A 25,969-nucleotide genomic window follows, 5' to 3' on the forward strand; every position below is an offset into this window, starting at 1 on the left:
CCTGATCCCTGATCCCTGATCCCTGATCCCTGATCCCTGATCCCTGATCCCTGATTAACCGATCAACTGCTTCCTCAGTTTTGCCAGCTCCTTATCCACCTTCACCAAACCTTTAAGTTGCTCTAGCTTTTCAATGGTTTTTTGAAGGAACTTCTGATGTGCATCAGATTCGGGGTGAAATGCTTTGTGCTTCATGGCGCTACGTATTTCGCTCCAGTTTTTAATAAAGGCTTTCGTTTCTTTGTCGAAGTAAACGTCCATAAATTTTCCCCAAATGTATTCTTGGGCCAATTGATTCGGATGCAGCATATCCTTTTCATAAAAGCGATAATCTCTCAAGTCGTCCATTAAGAGCTCATAGGCAGGGAAATAGTCTACATCATCGGCATAAGTGCTAATCTGATGACAAGCCAGCCTTAGAATGCTTTTGCTCACCATATTCAATTCCAGCGTGTCTTTTACGTGCCGAATAGGACTGACCGTAAGAATGAATTTCAAATCAGGATTTTCGGCATGAAGCTGTTCTTTCAACAGCATAAAAGCACTTGAAACCTCTTCGGAACTTAACAGCCTTTTATTGAATTGTTTCGAGGGTATTTTGTGGCAATTGGCCACGAGCATCTGCGTCTTTTTTTCTTCATACACCCAAGCTGTTCCCAAAGTAATGATGATTGTGGTTGGTTTACGAAGTGCTTTGGATAGCAGGTTTCGCTTATGATTAATTTGTAACTCAAGCTTTTCTTGAGATTTTCCGTGAAGCTCTGAATGTACCTTATAGTTGAAGTGAATGCCATCTCGAACTAAGTAACTGTCTTCTGATAAACGCTCTTCATTAAAGGCCGTTTCAACCAATTCAAAAATGGATAGGGGATTGAAAATAACACCAAATGGGTTCTTCTCAACTTTGAATTTATGTTGAGAAAGCTTCTTTCCAATATTGTCTGCAAAGCAGGAGCCAATCGAAATCAATGGATTTGATAACTGTATTTTATGAGAAGAGGTTTTGGGGTTTAATTCGGTTCGGAACATGGCCAAAGATAACCAATGTAAGAATGGCTAAAAATAAAAAAATGGAAACCAATATTATCGGCTTCCATTTAGCTGACCAAGTGTTTTGACCTTGACCATTCACTCTTCTGACAGAAAGAGGTGTTGTTTTAAATCGCAGGAGTTGAAACAATTACTTGGGCTCCATCATCTTGCACTTGAGTAACATTTCCTGATAGACTGAAAGCAACGCGTAAACTCATTCTGGCATTTACCAGTCTGCCGCGTTGTTTACCAGGTATCCAATCAGGAGAGGTAAGTAGCATGCGTACCGCTTCGGTATCGCAACCTCCTCCAATACCTCTTGTCACTTGAATATTTTCCAATTTCCCCTCTTTGTTCACCACAAAGGACACAAATACATTTCCTTCAATACCGTCTTTTTTAGCTTGTTCTGGATATTTAAGGTTGGTTAAAAGGTGTTTCTTATAGGCGTCCACTCCACCAGGGAAGGTAGGTGGCTCTTCTACAATAATGAACACTTTATCGGAGTTTTGTACACCAGCAACACGCTCTACTCGACCAACTTCATCAATTGATTCAAGGCGCATATCTTCATCGGAACATGAGAACGCTACAAATAGCAGCGCAGCAAATAATATGGTTGATTTTTTCATAGTAACTAAGTTTTATCCGAATTAAACTATTTTAATAGTTGATCGCAAATAAATTTAGTTACAATTTGAATTATAAGGGGGGTAAAACCACATGTACCAAAACACAAGAAAGAAAGATGTGCAAAAGCTGTGTTTTTGGCGTTCTTTCGGGGATTTTGGGAAATGGAGTTAAAAACAACTTGTACCAATTGATTGAGTTTGCTTGAATTTGACCTTAATTTTTTAACAATACCTTTTAAGACCTGCTTAAAACGGTTTAAGAATGCTTTTAAATAGGTAGCTAGAAGGTACCATTTGTTTGATACGGGCGCATAGCCCTATTTTTTTTCCTTAGCTTGGCTATTTGCTAGTAATAGCTGTATTGTTTGCTTTTGTGCCTCCAATGCCTCGCGCTGCGTGCTGATTACCCTGTCTTTTTCGGTTAATAATTCCTCAATATAATGGGTTGGTCGGGGTAATTCTGCTGTTTTTGGTCGGGGTGAAGCCGTTTTATAGCTTGGGGTATATGTTCCAGACGGTTCATTTACGCTATCCAATTCGCTAGTTGTGCTTGGGGTATTGCGATAAATTTCGTCTGATAAGCTGAAAATATAGGATGGATTGACAGGCCAAGAAATCAAGAAATTCTGTACATGATCTGCGCTTAAATTGATTCGTTTCTTCATTAATTCTGTAAAATAAGAAGACGAAAGGCTCAAGGTTTCGGCTATTTCCTTTTGAGAATTAGCAATCTTGTCCTCTAGTAGACGTCTAATTGCGTTTATAAAACGCTCAATTACAGGTTCTTGCATATCTATAATAAAGAATTAAAGCTTTTAAAGACTAGTTAAGTAACAGACTGGATTTTAAGACTTTTACCACCTAAATGCTCACAATCAATCAATTTTTCCATGCTTATAAAGTCCACGGGTACTTTTTCATAGTTGTAAATCTGACGTAGGGTAGTAGTGTAATTATTATCACCCATACTCATGTCTACATCAGTCATTTCCATTTGACAGGGGTGTTCATAACCGCAAGCATGGGTAATCTCAAGAATTTCTTTCCTTAGGCTTTTTGCATAATTATAGAATCGCTCCGATTTAAGGGTGGGGTCAATTCCTGCTTGTAACCATTTGTTTTGGGTGGCTACTCCAGCAGGGCAGGTATTGGTGTGACATGAAAGGGCTTGAATACAACCAATAGAAAGCATCGCTTCTCTGGCCACATTGATTAAATCTGCCCCCATACTAAAGGCCATCAAAGCGCTGGAAGGAAACCCCAATTTACCAGAAGCAATAAATACCACTCGGTCTGTTAGGTTCTTTCTTTTAAACATTTGATACACCTGAGAAAAGCCAAATACAAATGGTAGTGAAACGTGATTTGCAAATGCAGGAGGAGCGGCACCCGTTCCACCTTCACCACCATCTATGCTAATAAAGTCAGGGCCAATATTCCTTTCTACCATAAGGTCGGTCAGTTCTTCCCACATGTCTAATTTTCCGACAGCAGATTTAAAACCAACAGGTAAACCTGTGTTGTTGGCAATGTCTTCAATAAAATCTAAGAGTTCTGGTATATTAGAAAAAGCGGTATGGCTTGATGGGGAGATTACATCTTTTCCCATTGGTACATGTCTGATTTCCGAAATCTCTTTAGTGATTTTGGATGCAGGCAGAACACCACCTTTTCCGGGTTTTGCGCCTTGAGAAAGTTTAACTTCTATGGCCCGAATGTAATCAAAGTCGTTCACCAATTTCACCATTTTGTCCATGTCGAAATTGCCTTCAGGGGTTCTAACTCCGAAGTAACCCGTGCCAAACTGGAAGACGATATCTGCTCCATGTTGGTGATGATAGGACAAAGAACCTTCGCCAGTATTGTGATAGCAGTCTGCCTTTTTTGCGCCTTTGTTTAATGATTCTATGGCCTTGGCGGATAAAGAACCAAAACTCATGGCCGAAATGTTGACGATGGATTTAGGTCGAAAAGGCCTTTTTCTTTTGTTGTACTGCCCCATTACCTTAGCGCAGGGAATTAAGTCTACATGGATAACATTAGGGTGATTTGGCGCAGGCTTGTAAGGCAACATGGTTGGATTAATAAATACAAAGCCCGGAGACGCCTGATCTTGATCTGAGCCAAAACCCGAATAGTTGTTTTGCTTTTTTGAAGAAGCATACACCCACGAACGCTGACTTCTGTTAAATGGAAGTTCCTCTCGATTATTGGCTACTATATATTGCCTAAGCTCTGGGCCAATTTTTTCTAGCATATACCGGAAGTGGCCAACTATTGGGAAGTTGTGCGTAATGGTATGTTTTCGCTGAATAATATCTCTTAGAAAAAGGACAAAGAAGAAGAAAAGCACCCAGCCCCACCAAGGAACGGCTGCAACGAACGATTGAAATGATTCCATGAACGTAATTAAATTGATTTTCTTCAAAGTAGTATTTCTTTGTCAGCATTTAAATGTATCGCTCATTTATTGTTAGGTAAAAGGGAGTAAGGGGGGGGAGCCAGATAAGGGAGGTAATACCACGTAGCATTACCTCCAGTAGTAATTTAGTAGGTGCGGATTAACCTACCTGAACCTGTGATTTTTGAATCTATTTCAGGTTGGCCTTTGTAATAAACATCCCCCGAACCTGAAATCTTAATGGTTAGGTTTTCTTCGGCTGTCACTTTAATATTTCCTGAACCAGAAAGGCTAGCCTCAACTGCTTTTGCGTTTAAGCCATAAGTGTTAATGTCTCCTGAACCCGAAATAGAAGCATTGAGTGAATTTACCGAACCACAAAAAATGATTTTCCCCGAACCGCTAATTTTTAAGTTAAGGTTATCCAAATCCATGCAGTTCTCACTTTCAACATCTCCCGATCCTGTAAGTGTTATGTTCTTGAAATCAGGAGCTGAAATATAGATTCTCAATCTTTTGGCTCTCCGTATGTTATGGTTGCTTTTAATCATAAGTTCACCATTGCTCACATAAGTATCTATAACGGAGATCAAGTTTTCGTTGGTTTCAATCCTAAGCGTTTGTTCGCTATCCTGCAATAAATACACGTCCGCTTCAATTTGTAGTCTTACAGAGTGAAAGTAATCAACCACACGTGATTCTGAGGTAATTGGGCCGCTTCCAGTAATGTCATCTAAGGAACAACCAGAAAGTGCTAAAATGGCAAAAGGCATTAAGAGTAAATGTTGTTGTTTCATTTTTTGAGTTTGTTGTTGTACCCTTATGACGGTTCATGCAGATATCGCACGTATGGAGAACAATAGATTTTTTCATCGATAAGAAATGGAGAACATGAGGCTTGATTTAGCAGCAAATAATTCCCGAAATGCTATCTTCGCGCAGTGAACTATCAGCAGACCCTTGATTATTTGTTTTCCGCTTTGCCCATGTACCAAAGGGTAGGGAATGTGGCTTTTAAGAAAGACCTCACCAACACTATAAAACTTTGCGAAGCGGTGAATAATCCTCAACATAAGTTCAAATCCGTTCATGTGGCGGGTACCAATGGCAAGGGAAGCTCTTCTCATATGTTAGCTTCTGTTTTTCAATCGGCAGGTTATAAGGTGGGACTCTATACCAGTCCGCATTTAAAGAGCTTTACCGAAAGAATACGAATCAATGGCCAACCGATTCCCGAACAATATGTGGTTGATTTTGTGGCAAGAATTCAACCTACCATTGATGAAATTCATCCCTCGTTTTTTGAAATGACGGTGGCCATGGCTTTCGATTACTTTGCCGAGGAGCAAGTAGACATAGCTATTATTGAAGTAGGTTTAGGCGGAAGGTTAGACTCCACAAATATCATCACTCCTGAGCTTTCACTGATCACCAATATTGGTTTCGATCATATGGATATGCTCGGCAATACCTTGCAAGAAATTGCCTTTGAGAAGGCTGGAGTGATAAAACGAAATATTCCTGTGGTTATCGGGGAGTCCCAAAACGAAACAACCTCTGTTTTTACGAAGAAGGCAAAAGAGATGAATTCGGAGTTGGTATTTGCAGATCAGGAACCCTTGAATACGAGCGAATATTCACTTGATTTGCCCGGTGCTTATCAGGCTAAAAACATCAAAGGCGTATTGGCCTCGGTCAATGTGTTAAGAAATAAAGGTTGGAAGATTTCCGAAGAAGCCTTAGCGCATGGACTCGCTAATGTGAGAACTCAAACGGGCCTAAAAGGCAGGTGGCAAATTCTTTCAGAAGCACCATTGACCGTTTGTGACACGGGGCATAACAAAGAAGCTTTTGATTATATCATTCCACAAATAGAGTCTTGTTCTTTCGAAAAGCTCTACATGGTTTTGGGCTTCGTTAATGATAAGAAGTTAGACACTTTGATTCCCCGTTTGCCAGCCCAAGCTGAATTCATTTTCTGTGAAGCCAAAGTGCCACGAGCCATGAAGTTGGAACGCATTGAAGAGTTGGTTTCACCTTATGGGTTGAAGGCGGATTTTGTTCAGGATGTAAATGAAGCAATTGCTTTGGCCAAGTCAAAAGCCACGAAAAATGACATGATTTATATTGGAGGTAGTACCTTTGTGGTGGCCGAAATAGAAGCGTTATAAATGTCGAGACAGAAGCAGAAAAGGTTTGAAGAGTTAAAAGAACGCGATAATGTTCTGGAAGATTACAAAGCACTCTACACACAATTAAAAGGAAACTGGAACAAATTATACTTCAAGAATGACCATCCGATTACGGTCGAAATGGGTTGTGGCAGAGGTGAATACACTACGGGTTTGGCTAGGGTTTATCCCAATAGAAATTTTGTGGGCGTTGATGTAAAGGGCGATCGATTGTGGGTGGGCAGCACACAAGCCATTGAAGAAAATCTTGCCAACGTGGCTTTTCTGAGGGCTCAAATTCAGAGTATAGAAAGCTTTTTTGCTCCAAACGAAGTAGAAACCATCTGGATTACTTTTCCCGATCCTTTCAGAAGAGATGGCGATGCCAAAAGAAGACTTACCTCACCAAGATACCTTGAGTACTACAAATCATTACTCACCGAAAACGGCCAAGTGTTCTTTAAAACCGACAATACACCGCTTTTCGATTATACGCTGGAAATCTTAGGGGAACGAAATGATATTGTTGATTTGGAATACACTCGTAACCTGTATCATTCAGAATATATGAATGATCATTATGGAATTAAAACCAAGTTTGAAGAGAAATTCTATAACCTTGGTGAAGATATCAAATACATGAAATTTAGATTCGACCATGGGAAATAAACCATTTGTAGACAAAGGAATGCAGTGGCTAGTGCTCGTTTATGTATTGGCTTTTGGCATTTTGATGCTTTTAACCAACCATGGCGATTTTGTGCTTTGGCTTAACGACAAACACACCAGCTTTGGAGACTTCTTCTTCAAATACTGGACACATTTAGGCGATGGGGTTTTATTGGCCATAGTAGCCCTGTATTTTCTATTCACGAATCTATATAGGTTCTATTATATGCTGATTGCCATTGCACTGCAAACGGTCTTTGTTCACATTTTTAAACAGTGGCTTTTTGATGGAGAACCAAGACCCAAAACTTTCTTTGCTGATCAGGTGGACAGCCTCAATTTTGTGGAAGGAGTTACCACCCGCGGTTTCGATAGTTTTCCTTCGGGCCATACCGCTTCGGCCTTTACTTTGGCTTTTGTACTGATCAGTTTATGCAAGAATAGAGCTTTAAATGTATGCTTATTTGTTGCTGCTGTATTGGTCGGAATATCAAGGGTTTATATCCTTCAGCATTTCTTGAGAGACATCTACATTGGAAGTGTTTTTGGAATCCTCGCTGCGCTTATCGCTTGGTACATTATGAAGCCTCATGTCGATAGACCTAAGCTTCAAAGTGGTCTATCATTTAGAAAAGCCTCCAAAAGCTGAGGTTGTTTTTTAGCAGAGTGAATCACTTCATTTGAAATCGAAATGAGAGCTTTTGGAGGATTGATTATACATTAATCCATTCCCCACTTCATCACTAAAGTGGTAGGGTTTTCGAACAAGTCTCTGGCTTTATCCTGAAACTCTAAACCGGGAATGGCTTCTAGTTCTTCTTGAAATTCGGTACGAGAAATCAAATAACCGCTGGGCTGACTCCCCATAATTTGCTTGATGGTCTCCACATCATTGTACATTGGTATTTCACGTTTCAGGGCAAAAACGAATGCAGGGTTAAGTCGTTTGAAAGCAATAATTGTTTTGCTTGTGTCCATTTCTGGTAAAGTCTGCCGAACTGGGTTCTGCCCATCTACCTGTGGGAAAATCAAATGGAAGAAAAGCATTATCGTTACACACCAAACGCTGATGTTCATCCACAATACGCTTTCAATGTTCTTTCTGGCAATGCCCTGTTTCAAAATAAAAATTCCTACCACAGATAGCGGAATGAAATAAAAGGCAAGATTCGTCAGCTCGCTTAATGATTTGTCACCCTTTAGTCCGAAATAAATGCCTACAGGGAAACCTATTAGCAGAATAGCATAGAAAAACAGACCAATTCGATTTCCCAGATTAGCAAACCACTGGTTATCGATTTTAGCTATGTAAGCCCCAATTAAAATAGCAATGAGGGGATAAGACGGAACCGTGTAGTTGGGCAGCTTGGTGCTACTAATCGCGAAAAACACTACGATCACGGAAGCTGAAATTAGCACATACATCATTGCGCTGTCCTTTCTTTCTTTCCAAGTATTTTTGAAAGACTGCACTGAGAACGGAATAAAGGCCAACATGCCCAAACCAAAAACAAAGGCAAAGGTCAATAACGGGCTGCCGCTATGGCCTTCCATTGAGTCGGAAAAACGAGAGAAATTATGTTTAAAGAAAAACTCCTGAGTCCAAGCGCCATCCGTTTGAACATGCACCGCATAAAACCAAGGCACTGAAATCAGTAAGGCCAGTAACAAACCTCCAAAGGGTTGCAAGCGCCAAACCGTTTTCCATTTAAAATCCCTTTGTGTGAAAAGGAAGATAAGAGCCGCCAAGCCTGGTAATCCTATTGCTACAGGGCCTTTGGTGAGCACTCCACAGCCAATGGCGAAATAGAAAGACAGCAACTGCCATTTGTTATTGGTTTTATAAGCTTCGTAAAACGAATAAAATGCCCATGTTAAAAAGAAGACCAAATAGGGGTCGGGCACCGACATATGGAATTGCAATGCCAAATGGATGGACGAGATAAGCACCAATGCCGCGTTCAATCCAGCTTTTTCGCCAAAGTGTTTCCTAGCAAACAAAAAGGTAATCATAATGGTGAAAACGCCCATTAAGGAAGAAAAGAAGCGTGCACCAAATTCGTTTACTCCAAAAATGGAGTAGCCCGCAGCCATAAAATAATAATGAAGTGGAGGCTTGTCTGTACGGAGTTGGTAGTTGTAATACGGAACTACATAATCGCCACTTTCAAACATTTCTCTGGCTGCTTCTGCATTTTTGGCTTCATCTAATGCGTAAACATCCAAACCGCTAATATTAGCATAGCATACTGCAACGGCTAAAATGACAATGAGGAGTAGTGATTTTTGCTTGTTCATGAGCTGGCTGCAAAGCTAATTGATAATGGTCAAGAATGGGAATGAAATCTGAAAAGGTCTGAAAAGGAATATTCGATGGTAGAATTGGAGATGAAGTCGTTAGTTCGACATTTCTTTCTAAAATCGAAAAACTTATGCTCCATTAACAGAATTGCCACTCGGATAATCGATAGAACCTGATAACTTAGAAGCCGTTACAAGCCTGAATACTCATTAAAATCAAATGAAACACCTTTCTAAACTAATGCTTTTCTGCATTCTGCTTACTACCATTTCAACAGTAGGCAAGGCGCAAGCACCCAAAAAACTGGATGCCGCTGAAATAAAACAAGCCTTAAATAAACTGGAAGTACTAGGTTCGGTGCTTTACTTGGCAGCTCACCCCGATGACGAAAACACCCGCTTGATTGCCTACATGGCCAATGAAAAGAACATGCGCACCGCCTATTTGGCCATGACGCGTGGTGATGGGGGACAAAACTTAATCGGTACCGAGATTCGAGAGTATCTAGGGATTATCAGAACCCAAGAGCTTTTGGCTGCCAGAAGAAAGGATGGTGGGGAGCAATTTTTTACCAGAGCCAATGATTTCGGTTTTTCGAAAGACCCTAATGAGACCTTAAATGTTTGGGATAAGGATGATGCCTTGGCCGATGTGGTTTGGAACATCAGACGTTTCCGCCCAGATATTATCATTACCCGTTTCGATACTACTTTGGTGCCGAGCGGAACCATGCACGGCCATCATACCGCTTCGGCCCGTTTGGCCATGCAGGCCTTTGATTTGGCCAACGACCCTACCAAATACCCTGAGCAGTTAAAGTATGTAGAGCCATGGCAACCTAAAACCCTCTATTGGAACGGCTATAATTTTGGCGGTAGAAATGATGGAGAAGAGTTTGACGGTACTCCTGGTTATTTCACCGTTGATTTTGGAGCTTATAATCCGCTTTTAGGGCTTTCCTATGACGAAATATCTTCCTTAGGCCGTAGCGAACATAAATCTCAGGGCTTTGGTAGCACAGGCCGAAGAGGTGAAAGCAAGGAAGTATTGATGTATTGGAAAGGGGAGAAACCAAAGTCCGATCTGTTTGAGGATGTCAACACCACTTGGTCGAGAGTAAAAGGAGGAGCAGAGATTGGCGCTCTTTTGACTAAAGCCAATAAGAATTATAACCTCAGTAATCCTTCCGTAATTATTGACGACTTAATGCAAGCCCGTGAAAAACTGGTGAAGCTTGAAAATGAGTATTGGAAAAAGGTAAAACTAGAAGAGCTTGATTTGGTGATTAAATCTGTACTGGGCCTTTATTTAGAAGTGGTTGCTGACGAAGAAACCAAGGTAAGCGGAGAGAAGCTTAGAATTAGTGTGGAAGCCATTAACCGTTCAGATGTTAAGGTTGCACTCAATTCAATTGATTTTCCTGAACTCAATGAGAAAGCGACCATTACACAACCGCTGGCCAATAATCAGTCTTTCAGAAAGAATTTAGAGTTTACTCTGCCAGAACTTACCAATTCACAGCCTTATTGGCTTCGCGAAGAAGGAACTGTAGGGATGTATAGGGTAGATGATCAAGCATTGATTGGGCTTGCTCAAAATCCAGACATTTTGAATGCTACGTTTAATTTGACCATCAACGGAAAGCCTTATTCTTATGCAACTTCTGTAGTCTATAAAGAGAATGATAGGGTAGACGGAGAAGTGTATAGGCCATTTGTAGTTACGCCACCAGTATTTGTGAATATTGCCGAAAGCGTTTTGGTATTTGCCGATAATTCTGCCAAAGAAGTAAATGTGGTGGTAAAAGCGGGTACCGATAATGTTTCAGGAAAAGTGAGTTTAGATCTGCCGTCAGGCTGGAAATCTAGTCCAGAAAATTTTGATTTTACCTTAAAAGGAAAGCAGGAAGAAGCGCGATTCAAGTTTCAGGTATTGCCTCCAACTACGCAGCAAGAAGGTCAGGTAACAGCCAAAGTGACTTATAATGGTAAGTCATATCACCAAGGTTTGAAAGTGATTGATTACAAGCACATTCCTAGACAAACGATTTTCCCTGAAAGTACAGCCAAAGTGGTGCGCCTTAATTTGGAAAGAAAGGGACAGTATGTTGGCTACATTATGGGCTCAGGCGATGCCGTACCAGAAAGCTTAACGCAAATTGGATATACAGTGTCTATTCTTGATCCGAATACAGTGACAGCTGAAAGTTTAGCTGATTTTGATGCCGTGATTATTGGGGTGCGTGCTTATAACACCGTGGATAGAATGCCATTTATTCAACCTGATTTAATGGAATATGTAAAGCAAGGCGGTACCGTAATTGCCCAGTATAACACCAGTATGAGAGATCAGCCAGAGATTGGGCCTTATCCTTTTCAAATTTCAAGAGATAGAGTAACGGTTGAAGACGCTGAAGTGCGAATACTAGCACCTGACCACCCATTGATTAATGGGCCAAATAAGATTACCGAAAAAGATTTTGAAGGCTGGGTGCAGGAGCGTGGGCTTTACTTCCCCAACCAATGGGACGAAAAATATACAGCAATCCTTTCTAGTAACGACCCAGGCGATAAACCAAATGATGGCGGTTTGATTGTAGGGCAGTATGGCGAAGGCTATTTTGTTTACACAGGCTATTCATGGTTTAGAGAATTACCCGCAGGTGTAGCTGGGGCTTACCGAATTTTTAGTAATATGATTTCACTTGGAAATGAGAAGCCAAAGAACACTAGTCTGAACCGAATCGAAAACAAACGCTAATGAGTGCGCAAACAGAACAAGAAGCGAGGGATGCCAAACCTCCATTTTTTAAGAAGTGGTCTGGAATGTACTGGTTACTGATCGGTACTTTGACTGTATTAATTCTATTGTTTTACTGGTTTACAATCGCATACGCATGAGTTGGATTGACTGGGTAGTGCTTTTCGGCACCCTTATTTTTATTGTAGCCTACGGAGTTTATAAAACCCGAGGTAAGAAAGATATCGATAACTATTTAAGAGGGGGAGACGACTCTAAATGGTGGGCCATTGGTCTTTCAATTATGGCGACTCAAGCCAGTGCCATTACTTTTCTTTCTACGCCTGGGCAAGCCTATACCGATGGAATGCGCTTTGTGCAATACTACTTCGGTTTGCCAATTGCCATGATTATCATTTCGGTGTTCTTTCTCCCAATTTATTATAGGGCGAAAGTTTATACAGCTTACGAGTATTTAGAATCTCGATTTGATTTAAAAACTAGAATGTTGGCTGCGTTTATCTTCTTAATTCAGAGAGGATTAGCAGCTGGTATTACAATCTATGCTCCATCTATAATTTTAAGCTCACTACTGGGTTGGCCTTTACAAGCCACAACCATCGTTATCGGTATTTTGGTTATCATTTATACCGTGTCTGGAGGAACTGCTGCGGTAACTCAAACTCAGAAGCAGCAAATGGCTGTAATGATGGGTGGAATGATCATCGCGGGTATTTTGGTGATTTATTCATTACCTTCTGGCGTTGGTTTTGGTGACGCTTTGGATGTAGCGGGTAAAATGGAGAAACTGAATGTGATTACTTTCGATTTTAACCTTGAAGATCGCTATAATATTTGGTCAGGATTGACTGGGGCTGTGTTTCTCTTTATGTCCTATTTTGGCACAGACCAATCTCAAGTGCAACGCTATTTATCTGGAAAAACCCTTTCTGAGAGCCGTTTAGGGCTTATGATGAATGGCTTGCTAAAAGTACCGATGCAGTTTATCATTCTGCTTATTGGGGTATTGGTCTTTGTTTATTATCAATATAATCAGCCACCTGTTTTCTTTAACGATAACCTTACCGAACAGGTAATGAGTACCGATTACGCTGATGACTTTAGGGATTTGGAAGCAGATTATATGGACATATTTAACGCTAAACGTGAAACTGTACTTCAGTTAAATGAAGCGATTGAAGCAGGTGACGAAACTATAATTACGGATGTCCAGACCCAATTGAATGCCTTACAAAAAGATTCGGATAACATTAGGGCAGAGGCCAAGGCATTAGTGTCAACCGCATTGCCAGGAGCAGAAACCAACGATAAGGATTACATCTTTATGACTTACGTAATGACTGTTCTTCCCAAGGGTATAATAGGATTGCTCTTTGCCGTGATTTTCTCTGCGGCCATGTCTTCCACCAGTTCAGAATTAAGTGCCTTAGGCTCGACTACTACAATTGATTTCTACAAAAGAAGAATCAATCAAGGCCAAACAGATACACATTACCTAAAGTCCTCAAAATTGTTTACGCTTTCTTGGGGTATAATCGCTATAATTTTTGCGTCCACATTGTCGCTGTTCGAAAATCTAATTCAAGCGGTGAACTTGATTGGCTCTTTATTCTACCCAACCGTTTTGGGTATTTTCGTAGTGGCTTTCTTCTTTAAGAAAATTAGAAGCAATGCGGTATTTATGGGTGCTATACTAAGCCAAGCTGTGATCATTCTAGTGCATTACCTCAATACGATTGGTGAAGCTGGCGCATTTACCATGGGCTTTTTATGGTATAATGCACTGGGCTGTATTTTGGTAGTTCTATTCAGTTATATTTTCAATTTGGTGAAGCCTGAGAAACCATTGGCAGCGTAAGTTCTCTACATTCTTGCTGAACTTTTTTATGCTTTCTTTTATCAATGAAGTTGAGTGCTTCTTGAGAATCCAAAAGCTGTTTGCAGAGTACTATGTCTTTTTTTAGAAGCACCTGTTTTTCTGCTTTTGTAAGTGAAACCAAGCAACTGATGGGGTATAGGCCAGAAATTTCAATGCGATCCTTCAAACTTCCTTTCGAAGGGTAATTCCAAGCCATGATTTTAAGACCGTTGCATTCCGCATAGCGTATGGCATCACTGGTGAAATTGGTATTGTCGACAATCCAACCTGTAAACTTTTTATCAGGGAATTTAGGTTGGTAATTGGCAATAAGGTCATTCACCCTAGAGTGTACATAGAGCGCAATTTTCACATCCGATTTGTAACCCGGGTTACTATGGTACTTACATTCCATAAAATGAATTTCAGTGTCATTTTCGGCCCTCACATCTACCTCGTGAGTTACACACTTCCCATTTAGAGTTATTCCTGATTCTACCTTATAGCCTTGATATTCAAACAAATGAGCAATAAAAGCTTCGAAAGGATAACCCGATGGCCCCAGTTCGAGAATGGCTTTTTTAAGTTTGTATCGGCCAGCCAAGGCATTAGAAGACTTTCTTAGAATGCTATAAGCCCTTTTATAAATTTCCTTGGTAGAAATTCCTTCAAATAAACAACCTATTACCTCTTTAACGATCTTATTTATAAGGTCGGGACTTGCTCCAGATTTGAATAATGAGTTTTCTAGTTTCTCAATTTCAAATGGAACCAGATCGCCAGAGTATTTCTTAACAAGGATAGTATTCATTGAGTTAATGCTACGTATTGAAAATAAAACTTATGTAATTTGAAGCTGTGTACGCCATAGTCGATATAGAAACCACAGGCAGTTCTGCCAATTACGGAAAAATCACCGAAGTAGCCATTTTAATTCATGATGGAAAACGCGTGGTGGACGAATATCAAACGCTTTTGAATCCAGAGCGGGTAATTCCAATGAACATTACTGCGCTAACGGGCATCTCTAACGAAATGGTAAGGGATGAACCAAGGTTTTTCGAAGTAGCCAAAGAAATTTATCAAATGTTAGAGGGGAACATCTTTGTGGCTCACAATGTCAATTTTGATTATTCATTCCTTAAAAATGAGTTTCAGCAGCTTGGTGGTACTTTAAACCTAAAGAAACTCTGCACGGTCCGCCTTTCTCGTAAGGCATTCCCAGGCCTTAAATCTTACAGTTTAGGCAATCTCTGCGATCATTTTGGAATAGCAAACCATGCGCGCCACAGGGCAATGGGCGATGCCAAAGCAACTGTTGAACTGCTCGACCTAATTATTCAAAATGGTGAAGAGCATATTGAAAACTTTTTAAAGAGAGATTCTAAAGAAGCATTTTTACCACCACATTTACCCAAAGCTACTTTCGATGCCTTACCTGAGTTTACTGGGGTGTATTATTTTCACGATGCGCATGGCGAAATCATTTATGTAGGAAAGGCGAATGACATTAAGAAAAGGGTTAAAGGCCATTTCTCAAATACTGATGTAGTGTACAAACAAGGGTTGAAGGATAAGTTGTACGATATTTCCTATGAAGAATGCGGAGATGAAATGATTGCTTTCTTGTTTGAGTCTTCTGAAATCAAAAAGCATTTTCCGATTTATAATAAGGCCCAAAAATTCACCAATGTCAAATACGGTCTCTATCATTATCAAGATGGCAAAGGCTTCGATCGCTTGTCGATTGGTAAAAGAATGAAGGGCACCTTGCCTTTAGTTGGCTTTACTTCTTTCGATCGTGCGCGTGATTATTTAATCGAACTGGTGAAGAAGTTTGAACTTGACCCTCAGCTTTGCAGCCTTCCCGCATCTATGATGATGTATTTTGGATATTCAATAAAAACAGGAGGAGAAGGAGCTGCGGAACAGCGCGAAAGATTCAAAAATGCCATTCAGAGTATTAAAGAAAATTCTCAGTCGTTTTGTTTGTTAGGGCAGGGAAGAAGACCTTCTGAAAAGTCTGTTGTTTTGGTTGAAAACGGGAAGTATTTAGGTTTTGGATTCTATGAAAGCGACATGGCTTTTGATACAATTGATGATGTTAAGAATATCATTACGCTTTACCCCGACACTCCTGATATTCAACGTATTATTAATCAGTATTACTCTAAGCGTAAGGTGATTGAATTCACAACCAAAGTTGAAGAGCCCAATTATGGCCTCTTTGCCTAATTGTCTGGCCTGTCTCTTTTAGTTTCATAATTTGGCAATCATTTGGTAATCAAAATACCTTTCTCTGGGTATATACAGAAATTTTTAAAAGCCTACCTTGATAAGGTTAAACCGTTAAAATAATTGTTTTATCTATTGCATTGTTTTTGAAACAAATTGATGGGATAATCGCTTAAACAGATATAGAATTCGCAAAAAGTAGTACAATGACAAAGACTAAAGAAATACGAGGAAAATTATTGAAGTATGCTGAAGGCAAATTGCAAGAGTCTCAAGAAAAATCTGAACGTATTATCAAGTATGTTAACGATGTGAGCACTGTTGGCAAAGAGCTTTTTTATTCAAGCATTCTTTTAGCTGGACATAAGCATATTAAGGTTGAACAAGAAGGTAAAGCTTAAAAGTCTCCTTTAGTGTTAAACCCTATACGCTATTATCAAGGTATTTTATTGAACAAAATTCCCAAATAGGGAATTTTTTTTTACTAAAATGTTTAAAGGACTAATTTTAATGATCTGGTAGGGCATTTGCATACGTTAGTGTATTAAATTCAAGTGCGGTGAAAGAAAGAATAGATATGGAAGGATTAATGGTTTGTCCATTTACAAAGAAGCCTTTAAGGCAAATGAAAGAAAAAGAGCTGGTATCCCTTAATGCTCAAATCAAACAAGGAGATCTGTTTTTTTACCCAGGAGCTCCAGTAAATATCGAAATATCTGCAGCTTTAGTTACGGCAAATCAAACCTACGTTTATCCTATAATTGATAATATTAGCTATTTACAACGTCAAACAGCCATTGTAGCTAAAAACAGAACCGCCAATCACTTAAGAAGAGTCTCCAAAGAAGAGATCGATCAGTTTTATAAAACATATGGATTTGGAGAAGGCAACACTATCCAAAAACCGTCAAAAGAGCTTAAAAGTAACCCAATCAGTGAAGAGAAAATCACCCAGTTGGCCAGATTACTGCCGAAGGGTGGAGAGTATTTTATGAGTGTTGTTACCCACGATGTTGACTCAATCCATAATCTTACTTACGGAAGAAGCTTTAAGTACTACTTCCATATGGACTTTTCATTGCCGAGACTTTTGGCAATGAAAAATGAATTGCCAGGCGAAACAATTTTAGTCTTGGGCGATGTTGATCATTTGCCTTTTGATGATGATTCAGTTGAAGCCTTGTTCTCATTTGATTACATCAACAATTATAACAAAGAAGTTCAAGGACTGGCGTATGAAGAATTGAAAAGGTGTTTAAAGCCAGATGGTGTTTCCATTATGCTTTATGACAACTCAAAACCAATGCATGCCAGTAACCAGTTAAAGGCCGATCAACGCTCGAAGAAAGCACTAGGTGTTTTAGCACCATGGAAAAAAGTAAAACTTCCAAATATCTTTTTCTACCCCATAAAAGAGGATGGAGAACACCAAAGTATGGGTTTCTTTAGTCAAAGTATCGCTTGGTAGACCTTTCATATAATTTAGACCAATCCGTTCAAACCTTTATTACGTTTATTAGGTTGGACAAAAAAAGAACGAGGATATGAAAACCAGAATAATGTTATTTAGTGGTTTGGTTATTTTGCTTGTGGCGAGTGTAATCACTTTGAAAAGCCAAGAAGATCATCCGTCTGATATAAATATTGAGCAAGACAAACCCAAATATGAAATTCAGTTGTCGGAAAAAGAATGGAAGGAAAGGCTAAGCCCTTTGCAGTATGCGGTATTGAGAGAGCAGGCAACAGAAACCATGTTTTCTGGCAAATACAATAAGTTTTATGAAAAAGGAACTTACTATTCTGCGGCCAGTTTACAGCCAATCTTTAGTTCAGAAACTAAGTACGATTCGAAATCAGGATGGCCAAGTTTTTGGAAACCAATTTCTGATGATGCCATTAAGCTGGTAAAAGATACAAGTGAAGGAATGGTAAGATGGGAGGTTGTAGACAGTAAAAGTGGATCTCATTTAGGCCATGTATTTGAGGATGGCCCGGCCCCAACTGGCTTGCGCTATTGCTTAAATTCAGCAGCTTTAATTTTTGTTCCTGAAGGAGGAGCACCGCCAAAGTTTAAAAAAGACAATAACTAGTTTATCAAGCGCGAATAATTATTTAACATTGGCCTGTATTAACAGGCCTTTTTATTTATATCATGAAAGAACCACAATCACTTAATTCAGTTGCTGAATTTCACAAAACATTTAAACACCCAATTTTAGAAACACCTCAAATTCCATCTGCTGATAGATGTAAGCTTAGGGTTTCGCTTATTGCCGAAGAACTGAAAGAACTAGAAGAAGCCATTCAAGCCAACGACTTGGTTGAAGTAGCTGATGCCTTGTGTGATATCCAGTATGTATTATCAGGAGCGATTTTGGAGTTTGGTATGGCCAATAGCTTTAAAACTTTGTTTGACGAAGTTCAGCGTTCTAACATGAGCAAAACTTGCAAAACAATGGAGGAGGCAGAAGCCACCCAGAAGCATTACATGGACAAAGACGGTACGGAAAGCTACATTGAAAAATCAGATGGGCATTTCTTAGTTTATAGAAAAGCAGATAATAAAACGCTAAAATCAATTAATTACTCACCAGCTGACCTTAAGAGTATTCTGGATGACATAGTGTAAAAACTAATGGTTATTGAGGACGTTAGGACGGTAGATAAAATAAAAGTCAAATGCATATAGCTTATTCAATTATTACTAGTATAATCCTCAATTTTGGAGTTTCCTCTTGCGTTGGAACAGGCGCTACAGAGCTAGTTAACCTGTCGGCAGAACTTGAAAAAGGAAATGAAATAGCCACTTTCGCAGGAGGTTGTTTCTGGTGTACAGAGGCAGTTTTCGAAAGGGTGAATGGCGTTAAAAATGTAGTCTCGGGCTATACGGGTGGTAAGGAGAACAACCCAAGTTACGAAGATGTGAGCTATGGCCGAACTACCCATGCCGAAGCCATTCAAATCTATTACGACCCAGAAGTAATTACTTATCAGCAATTACTAGAGATTTTCTTTTATACCCATGACCCAACTGAAGTGAACAGACAAGGTCCAGATGTAGGGGCTCAATATCGGACTGAAGTATTTTATCATGATGAAAACCAGAAAAAACTCGTAACCGAGTATATTTCTAAACTGAATAAATCTGGAAAATACAATAAGGCCATTGCTACTAAAGTAACTGAGTATACTAAGTTTTGGCTAGCAGAAGATTACCACCAAAATTATTATGAGTTAAACCCGGGCAACCCTTACATTATCAATATAGCAGTACCCAAGGTGAATAAACTTAAAGAGCATTTTCCTAAACTAGTAAAGAAGAAATACGCTTCTGAGAAATAGAAAATACTTCTTTAGCCTTACAATAATATTGAATAGCACTTCTTTACAGGAGTGCTATTTTTCTAATATGTTCCTAAACTCAGCCAAGGCAGCGTGGCTACCAATTACAGTCATGATATCACCCAAAAGTAAATGTGTATTTCCATGAGGGATGAAAACTTCTCCATCTCTTTTTTGAATAACCAATGAGCCAGAAGGAGGGAAAGGCACTTCCTTTACCAATTTTCTATTGATATCAGTTCGGCTAATCATAATTTCTTCTAAACGATAACCCCCAAAGCTTTGTGAAAGTGAAGCCACTGAATCGGGGCTGGCAATCATATTTTCAATATGGTTGGCCAAAATTTCATCATGATCTACAAATTTAATTTCACCATGAGGGTCTATTAAATCATGAGTTGCAGACTGTTTTCTTGTAATGATTTTGCTGTGTTGTAAATCGTTTTTAATGTAATGGGTTAGTTCATTATTCAGGTTATTCGATTCTGTAAGAACAATTACTAAATCGGCTGTCCGCAATTTAATTTTACTTATTACCTCTACATTTAAACATTCCACATGCTTATAATTCAAGCTCTTTCTATCAAACTCGGGCAATATGTCTCTCTTCTGAAGTATAGTAATGAACGACATATCATGCATTTTAAGTCGTTCAGCTAAATACAGGCTGGCCTTACTACCTCCAAGAATATAGATGTTATGATGCTGTTCTTTAATATTGTTGAACATCTTGTATAACAAGGGGGAAATAAGACTGATGAGGATTGCAACCGTTACAATTCCAGCATTATCGGCCGTACTAATTACACCTAGCGATAAACCAATTTGTGCTGCTGCAATCATTAATCCCATGCGAGCGGTAAGGAGAATACCTCCGGCCAATGCTTTTCGAAAACCAAATACCTTAATTAAAATAAAGGAAGGAATAAGCTGTGTAATGAATACGCCAGCAATAAGCAATAAAATGAATGGTATTGACTCTTGAAACTGTGTTAAGGCTGAAATGTCTAAGTTCACACCAACCATGATAAAGAAGATAGGGATGAAGAAACCGTAACTCATACCATCTAGTTTAAAGAGCAATGCCGACCTTTCTTTAACCACAAATAGGCTCAGTAGCGTTCCCGCAAAAAATGCCCCCATGGCTAGCTCTGTACCAATTAAGTGAGCAATAACCACAAAGAAAAACAACAATGCTACAGCGCCTCTTACTCTAATTTGGCTTGCGGCATGTTCGAGTCTATAAAGCAATTGTTGAAAACTTCGCACCTTCATCAATCGCTTTCCTAGCCAATAAACGACTATGAACACAATGAAAATCACTGCAAAAAGAAGAAGCTCTACTTGAAATCCCTTTTTTAGAATCCCAGAATAAACAGAAATAAGTATTATGCTCATTACAGTAGCAATAGCGCCTTCCATCAATAAAATCTGCCCGAACTTTCTTTTAAACTCGCCCTCTGCTTTAAGAATAGGAACTGTAATACTAAGGGCTACTGTAGGAAGTAGGAAGGTGTAGAACATTAAGTCTACCTCAATAAACTGCCCCATTAACCAAGCAAAGGGGAGTGATAACAGAAGTGAACCAAAGTAAATAAACAAGGCCACCAGTAGAGAATTGCTTAATAAGTCTACTGATTTGATTTTTCCTCGAGGGAAGGAAGAAATGATTTTGTTGACATCGATTTCCATTCCTGCTAAGAAAATAAGGAATAGGAAGCCCGTTTGAGCTAGAAAGCTAGTAATAGGTGTTTCTTCGATCCAGCCTAGAACGAAAGGACCAACCAAAACACCCATTAAAATTTCGACTATAACAGAAGGTACTTTGGATATTTCTAGTCTAGAAAGTACCAGGGGTACTAACCATGCAATGGACATAATGATAAATATTGGCCAGTATTCGAGGTTGTTCATGGAGGTCAAGATAGTTCGTAATTCTTCTAAAGTAGGTAAAAATGAACTTCTACCCGACTTTAAGTTTCAAAGATCGCCTAACGCTTGGCTATCTACAGACTTAAAATGATCAACTATAAAACCTCAAAGGCAAGCCTAGACTTATTTCATATTGAATCTAAAATACTTGAACTCAACCTCTTCTGGCTCTCCTTCATCGCTGATGACCACATACATATGAATTTCATTTTCTGAAATTCGCTTGATAGTGAAGTCATCAAAATAAACTGCATCTTTTTCTACTTTTACCAGCGGGAACTCTTCTCGTTCATTTTTTTCTTCCCAACCTGTGAGGTCACCATTGAAATGTTTCAACCTAAAAGAAAGGCTCCCATTTTCTTCAACTAATTGACAGATTTCGTAAAAGGCAGTTTTACCTTCAGAAACTAGTTTGAAGGAACCCATCATAGAATCGCCCAAAGGAGGAGACCAAATTTCTTCTATAATGCCTCCAAAGGCTTCACCACGCCAATGGCCACTTAGCCAAGCTATATCGGCCAAAGTAGCTTTGGGAGATTTGTTATCACCAAGTTTTAATGTGTTTTGGCCGAAGCTGCTAAAACAGATAAAAACGAATAGGAGAGATAGACTTAACTTTTTCATGTTTTATCGATTTGACGATTAAGGATGAAAGTAGGGGACAGCTATTATCTAAATTTCCGTTATTCTTACCTTTTTATTCTTCAGTTTGGTGTTGTTCAAGCTTTTGATCAGGCGTTTGGCTTCTATGGCAGCTACTGCAACAAAAGCACAGTCGTTTTTAATTTCTATCATGCCCAGCTGATCTTTCTGCAGTTGGCCTTGTTTGAAGAAGAGCCCAGCAATATCGCCTTTCGATATTTTGTCCTTTCTTCCTCCCGAAATGAAAAGGGTTTTCATGAGTGGTTTTGGTGCTGTAATTCCTTCCAGTACATCGCGAACCCTACCACTTTTAGGTTTAAGATCGGAAATGAAATCAGGCAATTCTTCTTTTTCCCATTGTAGCACGTAAGCCGTACCTTCTGAGTTCATTCTGGCGGTTCTACCGTTTCTGTGGGTGAATTCTGGCCCAGAGTTAGGCAAATGATAATGGATAATAAATTTCAATTCTGGAATATCAATTCCCCTAGCAGCCAAATCTGTTGCCAATAGCAACTGATAAGTGCCATTTCGGAACTGAATAAGTGCTCTTTCACGGTCTATTTGTTCCATTCCACCATAAAACACACCATGGTTAATTTCATGATCGAAAAGGTATTGGCTAATTCGCTCGATGGAATCTTTAAAGTTGCAGAACACAATGCCCGGCTGGTCTCCAAGTCGGTTGAGGGTATCAACGAGCGTTTCTAATTTATCTCTATCGGGTGAAAGCACTAGTTGGATTTCGAGTGCCGAGTCACCTTTATCTGAAAAATCAAGGATTTGGGGTGATTTGAGCTTTACAAAGCCCGGTATTTCGGTTTCGTTAGTGGCCGAAGTCAAAATCTTCTTCTGCACATGGCTAAGTAAAGCGATGATCTCCATCATTTCTAGTTCAAAACCCACTTCTAAAGACTTATCGAATTCATCTAACACCAAAGTCTTGATGTCTTTCACAGGGAAAACTTCACGCCTTAAATGGTCTGCCACACGGCCGGGAGTACCCACAAGGATTGCAGGCCTGTGTTTCAACTCCATTCTGTCTTTTGATGCTGGGCGACCGCCATACACAGCATTGGCTTTAAAGCCTGTTCCCATTTCTCTGATCACTTGTTCAATCTGAATGGCCAATTCTCTTGAGGGCACCAAGATCAAAGCTTGTACTTCTGTGCAATTGAGATCAAGTGACTGAATAATTGGAAGCAAAAAGGCCAAGGTTTTTCCTGTGCCCGTAGGGGAAAGCAATACAACACCTGGATGCTGATGAATGGCTTCTTGGGCCGCTTCTTGCATCGGGTTGAGTTTTTCTATCCGAAGCTTAGCGAGGATTTCTTCTTGGTTTTTATGGGCAGTTTGCATGATACAAAACTACTTGTATTTCAGGTATAAATAGAAAAGTAATACGCTTTTGCGTTTTTATATTTTTCTAAATTGCCGAAATGAAAAAAGAATGTCCATCATGCGCCATGGAAATAGATTCAGCAGCCAAAGTTTGGCCTATTTGTGCTTATGAATTTCCTTCGCAGTCAAAGGCTTTGAGCTGGGTAGCTATCCTTTTAATTGTGGCCTTGCTTTTATGGTTGGCGTTGTAGATTAACTGGCTTCCTCTACTTTCTTGTGGTCTTTTCTGGTCAAGAATTGTTCTAACAGAATTAGGCCTGTACCTATCATTACCGATACATCGGCAGCATTAAAAATGCCTGTTCTAAAAACCCCACCTAAATCTATATGTACCATGTCGGTTACCGAACCATAAAGAATGCGGTCATATAAGTTGCCAATTCCACCGCCTACGATAAAGGATAGGCCCACAATGGCTAATTTGGTAAGATCTTTCTTAATGAGAAGGAAGACGAAAAGACCAATCATCACCAAGGCAGGTAAACCAAGCAATAGAATGTTTTTGAAAATAGGAGACAAGTCGGAGCCCATGCCTAAGAAAGCACCTGAGTTTTCAACTTTGGTAAGAATAAGATTATCATCAATCACTTCAATGCGCTCATTGTATTCAATTTGCTCGCGAGCCATGTCTTTGGTGATTTGATCGCAGCCTATATTGACAATGATAATGGCGAGAATAGCGATGATACGATTAACGTTTGACTTCATGGGATTCTTTTCAGGCTGCTAAACTAATCAATAGCTTATAAAATGAAGGATGGTATTGGTGAAAATTATTGGGTTAGGTGATTTTGGCGAGAAGGAGGGTTCTACTACGTTACAGGTTTTTTGAATATTGATACACTCAAAACCTTGATAATGGGTCTTACCCTAATTTCTACTTGAAGCTTGTCCAGAAGACTGACAGGGGATTGAATCAAGCAATAAGTCTTACTTAGCCGCAGGCATAATTCGCCCCTGTCAGCATCCTAATTAATAATACCAAAGCTCTACTTTTTTAAATAAAGGCTTCTTAGAATATTAACATGACGTAAACCTAAAGGCCGCAGGCAGGGTAACGAAAGGTCTATTCTGTTTCCACTACTTCACTTCGTAATTTTCTTTTAAGAATAAAAAGGAAAAGTATAGATAGCGCTGCCATTCCAGCAGTGAAATACCAAGTATTGTCAAAACCAAATCGATCAACAAGTTGCATTCCTGTATTATGACCAAAAATATGAGACACGGAAAAAGCAATACTATAAAGTGCCATGTATTCTCCTTGGTTCCCTCGTTTAGCTCTTTTCAGCGCAAATGCATTAGAAAACGGGAAGGCCAACATTTCTCCAAAAGTCATTAGTATCATTCCAATAATTAAGATGCCTACCCAACTGGATATAATGAGAAATACAAAACTCAAACAAGTAAGCACTGCACCAATAACAATATTCTCGATCATACTGAAACTGCGAGTTTCAAAATACTTAATCAATGGCATTTCAAAGGCGAAAATCAAGAACCCATTAAGGGCCATAAGAAGCTCGATTTGAGATTCAGACAGGTGATGGATTTCTTTATAGAATAAAGGAACCGTTGAAAAGTATTGCACAAAGGTAAAACCAAACAATACCAATCCGACAAAAAAAATCCAGTAAGGAATATCAGTATAAGCCGACTTAGGGTGGGTGTTTTTAACCTCATCCAAAGTTTTAGCCTTTTTGGGGTTAAGTACCCACAATAGTAAAATAGAAGCCAAAATACAGGTGGTACCATCTACCCAAAAAAGTGCGCCATAACTCAGGCCGGTAATAATTAATCCTCCAATAGCGGGTCCCATTGAAAAGCCAAGATTTATGGCCAAACGTATAAGTGTCACTGAACGAGTTTTGTTCTGTGGTTTGCTATAGGCACTTAATGCTACAAATACAGCCGGTCGAAACATGTCGGCAACAGCCATTAATATGAAAATACCAGCGCAAATAAGATAGAAGCCATGTAAGAATTGAATTGTAACAAACATAACCCCGGCAACAGACAAGCTAAAAGCCATGACTTTATAATAGCCTATTGCATCGGTTAGTTTACCGCCAATCCATGTGCCAAGTAAGGAGCCTAAACCAAAGGCAGTCATAATCCAACCCACTTGAGATAAGGAAAACCCTTCGTTTTGAGTAAGATAAAGAGAAAGAAATGGAATGACCATTGTTCCCGCTCTGTTGATCAATGTAATCAGCGCGAGCCACCAAACTTCTTTAGAAAGACCAGTAAAAGCCCCATAATAAGGCTTTATGATTTTATTGAATACGAAATTATTAACGACCATGAGCGTTTTATCCAGACCTCAAATACGTAATTCAGTTAAAAAATCGACTCTCACTTTTAAGATAAAAACCAAAAATAGTCAGCAACAATTGGTCAAACTGATACAACCAAAACCCTCTGCGATATTGCTTAAAATACTAGAAATATGCTAAAGGTTATTTCGCGATTTTGGAAATTTTTATAGTCCTGTTAATAAAGAGTAAGGAGCCCTGTTTTGAGTAATTGCTCTCATTAAAAGGTGATATTCAGTATATCCCGTCTATTTGTCTAATTAAATTGAAGAACCTTTTATAC

The 25,969-nt window shown here is 39.4% G+C and carries 25 protein-coding genes; 13 read left to right on the forward strand and 12 right to left on the reverse strand.

The features are described from left to right. Positions 1 to 54: 54 nt before the first annotated feature. From AAC026_RS15820 to AAC026_RS15840, 5 genes are all read right to left on the reverse strand, one after another. Positions 55 to 1,029, reverse strand: coding sequence for a GSCFA domain-containing protein (locus AAC026_RS15820; protein WP_339700014.1), 975 nt, complete (start codon positions 1,027 to 1,029; stop codon positions 55 to 57). 128 nt (positions 1,030 to 1,157) lie between these two features. Further along, positions 1,158 to 1,664: an energy transducer TonB gene (locus AAC026_RS15825; RefSeq protein WP_339700017.1), complete on the reverse strand. Its 507-nt coding sequence runs from the start codon at positions 1,662 to 1,664 to the stop codon at positions 1,158 to 1,160. A 317-nt stretch (positions 1,665 to 1,981) separates the two neighbouring features. Continuing rightward, positions 1,982 to 2,455: a hypothetical protein gene (locus tag AAC026_RS15830; protein ID WP_339700019.1), complete on the reverse strand. Its 474-nt coding sequence runs from the start codon at positions 2,453 to 2,455 to the stop codon at positions 1,982 to 1,984. A 35-nt stretch (positions 2,456 to 2,490) separates the two neighbouring features. Continuing rightward, positions 2,491 to 4,065, reverse strand: a complete 1,575-nt coding sequence (locus AAC026_RS15835; RefSeq protein ID WP_339700022.1) for an FMN-binding glutamate synthase family protein — start codon at positions 4,063 to 4,065, stop codon at positions 2,491 to 2,493. 146 nt (positions 4,066 to 4,211) lie between these two features. Then, entirely contained in the window at positions 4,212 to 4,862 is a 651-nt protein-coding gene (locus AAC026_RS15840; RefSeq protein WP_339700024.1) for a head GIN domain-containing protein, read from the reverse strand. Between the two features lie 144 nt (positions 4,863 to 5,006). Between AAC026_RS15840 and AAC026_RS15845 the strand changes: the two genes are divergently transcribed. Genes AAC026_RS15845 through AAC026_RS15855 form a run of 3 tightly spaced genes read left to right on the forward strand, consistent with a single transcriptional unit; the run spans position 5,007 to position 7,554 of the window. Continuing rightward, positions 5,007 to 6,236 carry a folylpolyglutamate synthase/dihydrofolate synthase family protein gene (locus AAC026_RS15845; RefSeq protein ID WP_339700026.1) on the forward strand — a complete coding sequence of 410 codons (1,230 nt, stop codon included), beginning with the start codon at positions 5,007 to 5,009 and terminating at the stop codon, positions 6,234 to 6,236. Beyond that, a complete protein-coding gene (gene trmB, locus AAC026_RS15850) occupies positions 6,237 to 6,905 on the forward strand; it encodes a tRNA (guanosine(46)-N7)-methyltransferase TrmB (RefSeq protein WP_339700028.1) in 669 nt (222 codons plus the stop codon). Further along, positions 6,895 to 7,554: a phosphatase PAP2 family protein gene (locus tag AAC026_RS15855; RefSeq protein ID WP_339700030.1), complete on the forward strand. Its 660-nt coding sequence runs from the start codon at positions 6,895 to 6,897 to the stop codon at positions 7,552 to 7,554. The genes trmB and AAC026_RS15855 overlap by 11 nt, the downstream gene beginning before the upstream one ends. 71 nt (positions 7,555 to 7,625) lie before the next feature. Here the strand turns inward: AAC026_RS15855 and AAC026_RS15860 are convergent, their stop codons facing one another. Then, entirely contained in the window at positions 7,626 to 9,203 is a 1,578-nt protein-coding gene (locus AAC026_RS15860; RefSeq protein WP_339700033.1) for a glycosyltransferase family 39 protein, read from the reverse strand. Between the two features lie 223 nt (positions 9,204 to 9,426). On the opposite strand from AAC026_RS15860, the gene AAC026_RS15865 reads away from it, so the two are divergent. The 3 genes from AAC026_RS15865 to AAC026_RS15875 are packed head-to-tail and all read left to right on the forward strand — an operon-like array spanning position 9,427 to position 13,825. Then, on the forward strand, positions 9,427 to 11,967 hold the full coding sequence (locus AAC026_RS15865; RefSeq protein ID WP_339700035.1) for a PIG-L family deacetylase: 2,541 nt from the start codon (positions 9,427 to 9,429) through the stop codon (positions 11,965 to 11,967). Then, the gene (locus tag AAC026_RS15870; protein ID WP_339700038.1) at positions 11,967 to 12,107 is read left to right on the forward strand and encodes a hypothetical protein; all 141 of its coding nucleotides are present in this window, start codon (positions 11,967 to 11,969) and stop codon (positions 12,105 to 12,107) included. The genes AAC026_RS15865 and AAC026_RS15870 overlap by 1 nt, the downstream gene beginning before the upstream one ends. After that, on the forward strand, positions 12,104 to 13,825 hold the full coding sequence (locus AAC026_RS15875; RefSeq protein WP_339700041.1) for a sodium:solute symporter: 1,722 nt from the start codon (positions 12,104 to 12,106) through the stop codon (positions 13,823 to 13,825). Before AAC026_RS15870 ends, AAC026_RS15875 begins: the two co-directional genes overlap by 4 nt. On the opposite strand, the gene AAC026_RS15880 is transcribed toward AAC026_RS15875, so the two are convergent. After that, the gene (locus tag AAC026_RS15880; RefSeq protein ID WP_339607843.1) at positions 13,788 to 14,636 is read right to left on the reverse strand and encodes an ATP cone domain-containing protein; all 849 of its coding nucleotides are present in this window, start codon (positions 14,634 to 14,636) and stop codon (positions 13,788 to 13,790) included. The genes AAC026_RS15875 and AAC026_RS15880 overlap by 38 nt on opposite strands. A 47-nt stretch (positions 14,637 to 14,683) precedes the next feature. On the opposite strand from AAC026_RS15880, the gene AAC026_RS15885 reads away from it, so the two are divergent. The 6 genes from AAC026_RS15885 (at position 14,684) to msrA (ending at position 19,402) form a co-directional block, all read left to right on the forward strand. After that, entirely contained in the window at positions 14,684 to 16,060 is a 1,377-nt protein-coding gene (locus AAC026_RS15885; protein WP_339700044.1) for an exonuclease domain-containing protein, read from the forward strand. A gap of 206 nt (positions 16,061 to 16,266) precedes the next feature. Continuing rightward, on the forward strand, positions 16,267 to 16,461 hold the full coding sequence (locus AAC026_RS15890) for a hypothetical protein (RefSeq protein WP_339607845.1): 195 nt from the start codon (positions 16,267 to 16,269) through the stop codon (positions 16,459 to 16,461). A gap of 158 nt (positions 16,462 to 16,619) precedes the next feature. Then, a complete protein-coding gene (locus AAC026_RS15895; RefSeq protein ID WP_339700046.1) occupies positions 16,620 to 17,528 on the forward strand; it encodes a class I SAM-dependent methyltransferase in 909 nt (302 codons plus the stop codon). 76 nt (positions 17,529 to 17,604) lie between these two features. After that, positions 17,605 to 18,150 carry a peptide-methionine (R)-S-oxide reductase MsrB gene (gene msrB, locus AAC026_RS15900; protein WP_339700048.1) on the forward strand — a complete coding sequence of 182 codons (546 nt, stop codon included), beginning with the start codon at positions 17,605 to 17,607 and terminating at the stop codon, positions 18,148 to 18,150. Positions 18,151 to 18,212: 62 nt separating this feature from the next. Then, the gene (locus AAC026_RS15905) at positions 18,213 to 18,689 is read left to right on the forward strand and encodes a hypothetical protein (RefSeq protein WP_339607848.1); all 477 of its coding nucleotides are present in this window, start codon (positions 18,213 to 18,215) and stop codon (positions 18,687 to 18,689) included. A gap of 50 nt (positions 18,690 to 18,739) precedes the next feature. Next, positions 18,740 to 19,402, forward strand: coding sequence for a peptide-methionine (S)-S-oxide reductase MsrA (msrA, locus tag AAC026_RS15910; RefSeq protein WP_339700050.1), 663 nt, complete (start codon positions 18,740 to 18,742; stop codon positions 19,400 to 19,402). Positions 19,403 to 19,456: 54 nt separating this feature from the next. Here the strand turns inward: msrA and AAC026_RS15915 are convergent, their stop codons facing one another. The 3 genes from AAC026_RS15915 to AAC026_RS15925 form a co-directional block, all read right to left on the reverse strand. Next, positions 19,457 to 21,316, reverse strand: a complete 1,860-nt coding sequence (locus AAC026_RS15915) for a cation:proton antiporter (protein WP_339700052.1) — start codon at positions 21,314 to 21,316, stop codon at positions 19,457 to 19,459. Positions 21,317 to 21,457: 141 nt separating this feature from the next. Then, positions 21,458 to 21,958, reverse strand: a complete 501-nt coding sequence (locus AAC026_RS15920; RefSeq protein ID WP_339700055.1) for a DUF6265 family protein — start codon at positions 21,956 to 21,958, stop codon at positions 21,458 to 21,460. 48 nt (positions 21,959 to 22,006) lie between these two features. Beyond that, positions 22,007 to 23,332 (reverse strand): DEAD/DEAH box helicase, encoded by a 1,326-nt coding sequence (locus AAC026_RS15925; RefSeq protein ID WP_339700058.1) that lies wholly within the window; start codon positions 23,330 to 23,332, stop codon positions 22,007 to 22,009. An 80-nt stretch (positions 23,333 to 23,412) separates the two neighbouring features. Here AAC026_RS15925 and AAC026_RS15930 point away from each other — a divergent pair, with 80 nt between their 5' ends. Then, positions 23,413 to 23,565, forward strand: a complete 153-nt coding sequence (locus AAC026_RS15930; protein WP_339700061.1) for a hypothetical protein — start codon at positions 23,413 to 23,415, stop codon at positions 23,563 to 23,565. Position 23,566: 1 nt separating this feature from the next. Here the strand turns inward: AAC026_RS15930 and lspA are convergent, their stop codons facing one another. Both lspA and AAC026_RS15940 read right to left on the reverse strand, forming a co-directional pair. Continuing rightward, positions 23,567 to 24,082, reverse strand: a complete 516-nt coding sequence (gene lspA / locus AAC026_RS15935) for a signal peptidase II (RefSeq protein ID WP_339700064.1) — start codon at positions 24,080 to 24,082, stop codon at positions 23,567 to 23,569. Between the two features lie 358 nt (positions 24,083 to 24,440). Further along, entirely contained in the window at positions 24,441 to 25,676 is a 1,236-nt protein-coding gene (locus tag AAC026_RS15940) for an MFS transporter (protein ID WP_339700067.1), read from the reverse strand. Positions 25,677 to 25,969: the final 293 nt, after the last annotated feature.

This window comes from uncultured Roseivirga sp., from assembly GCF_963973945.1.
Classification (GTDB): domain Bacteria; phylum Bacteroidota; class Bacteroidia; order Cytophagales; family Cyclobacteriaceae; genus Roseivirga.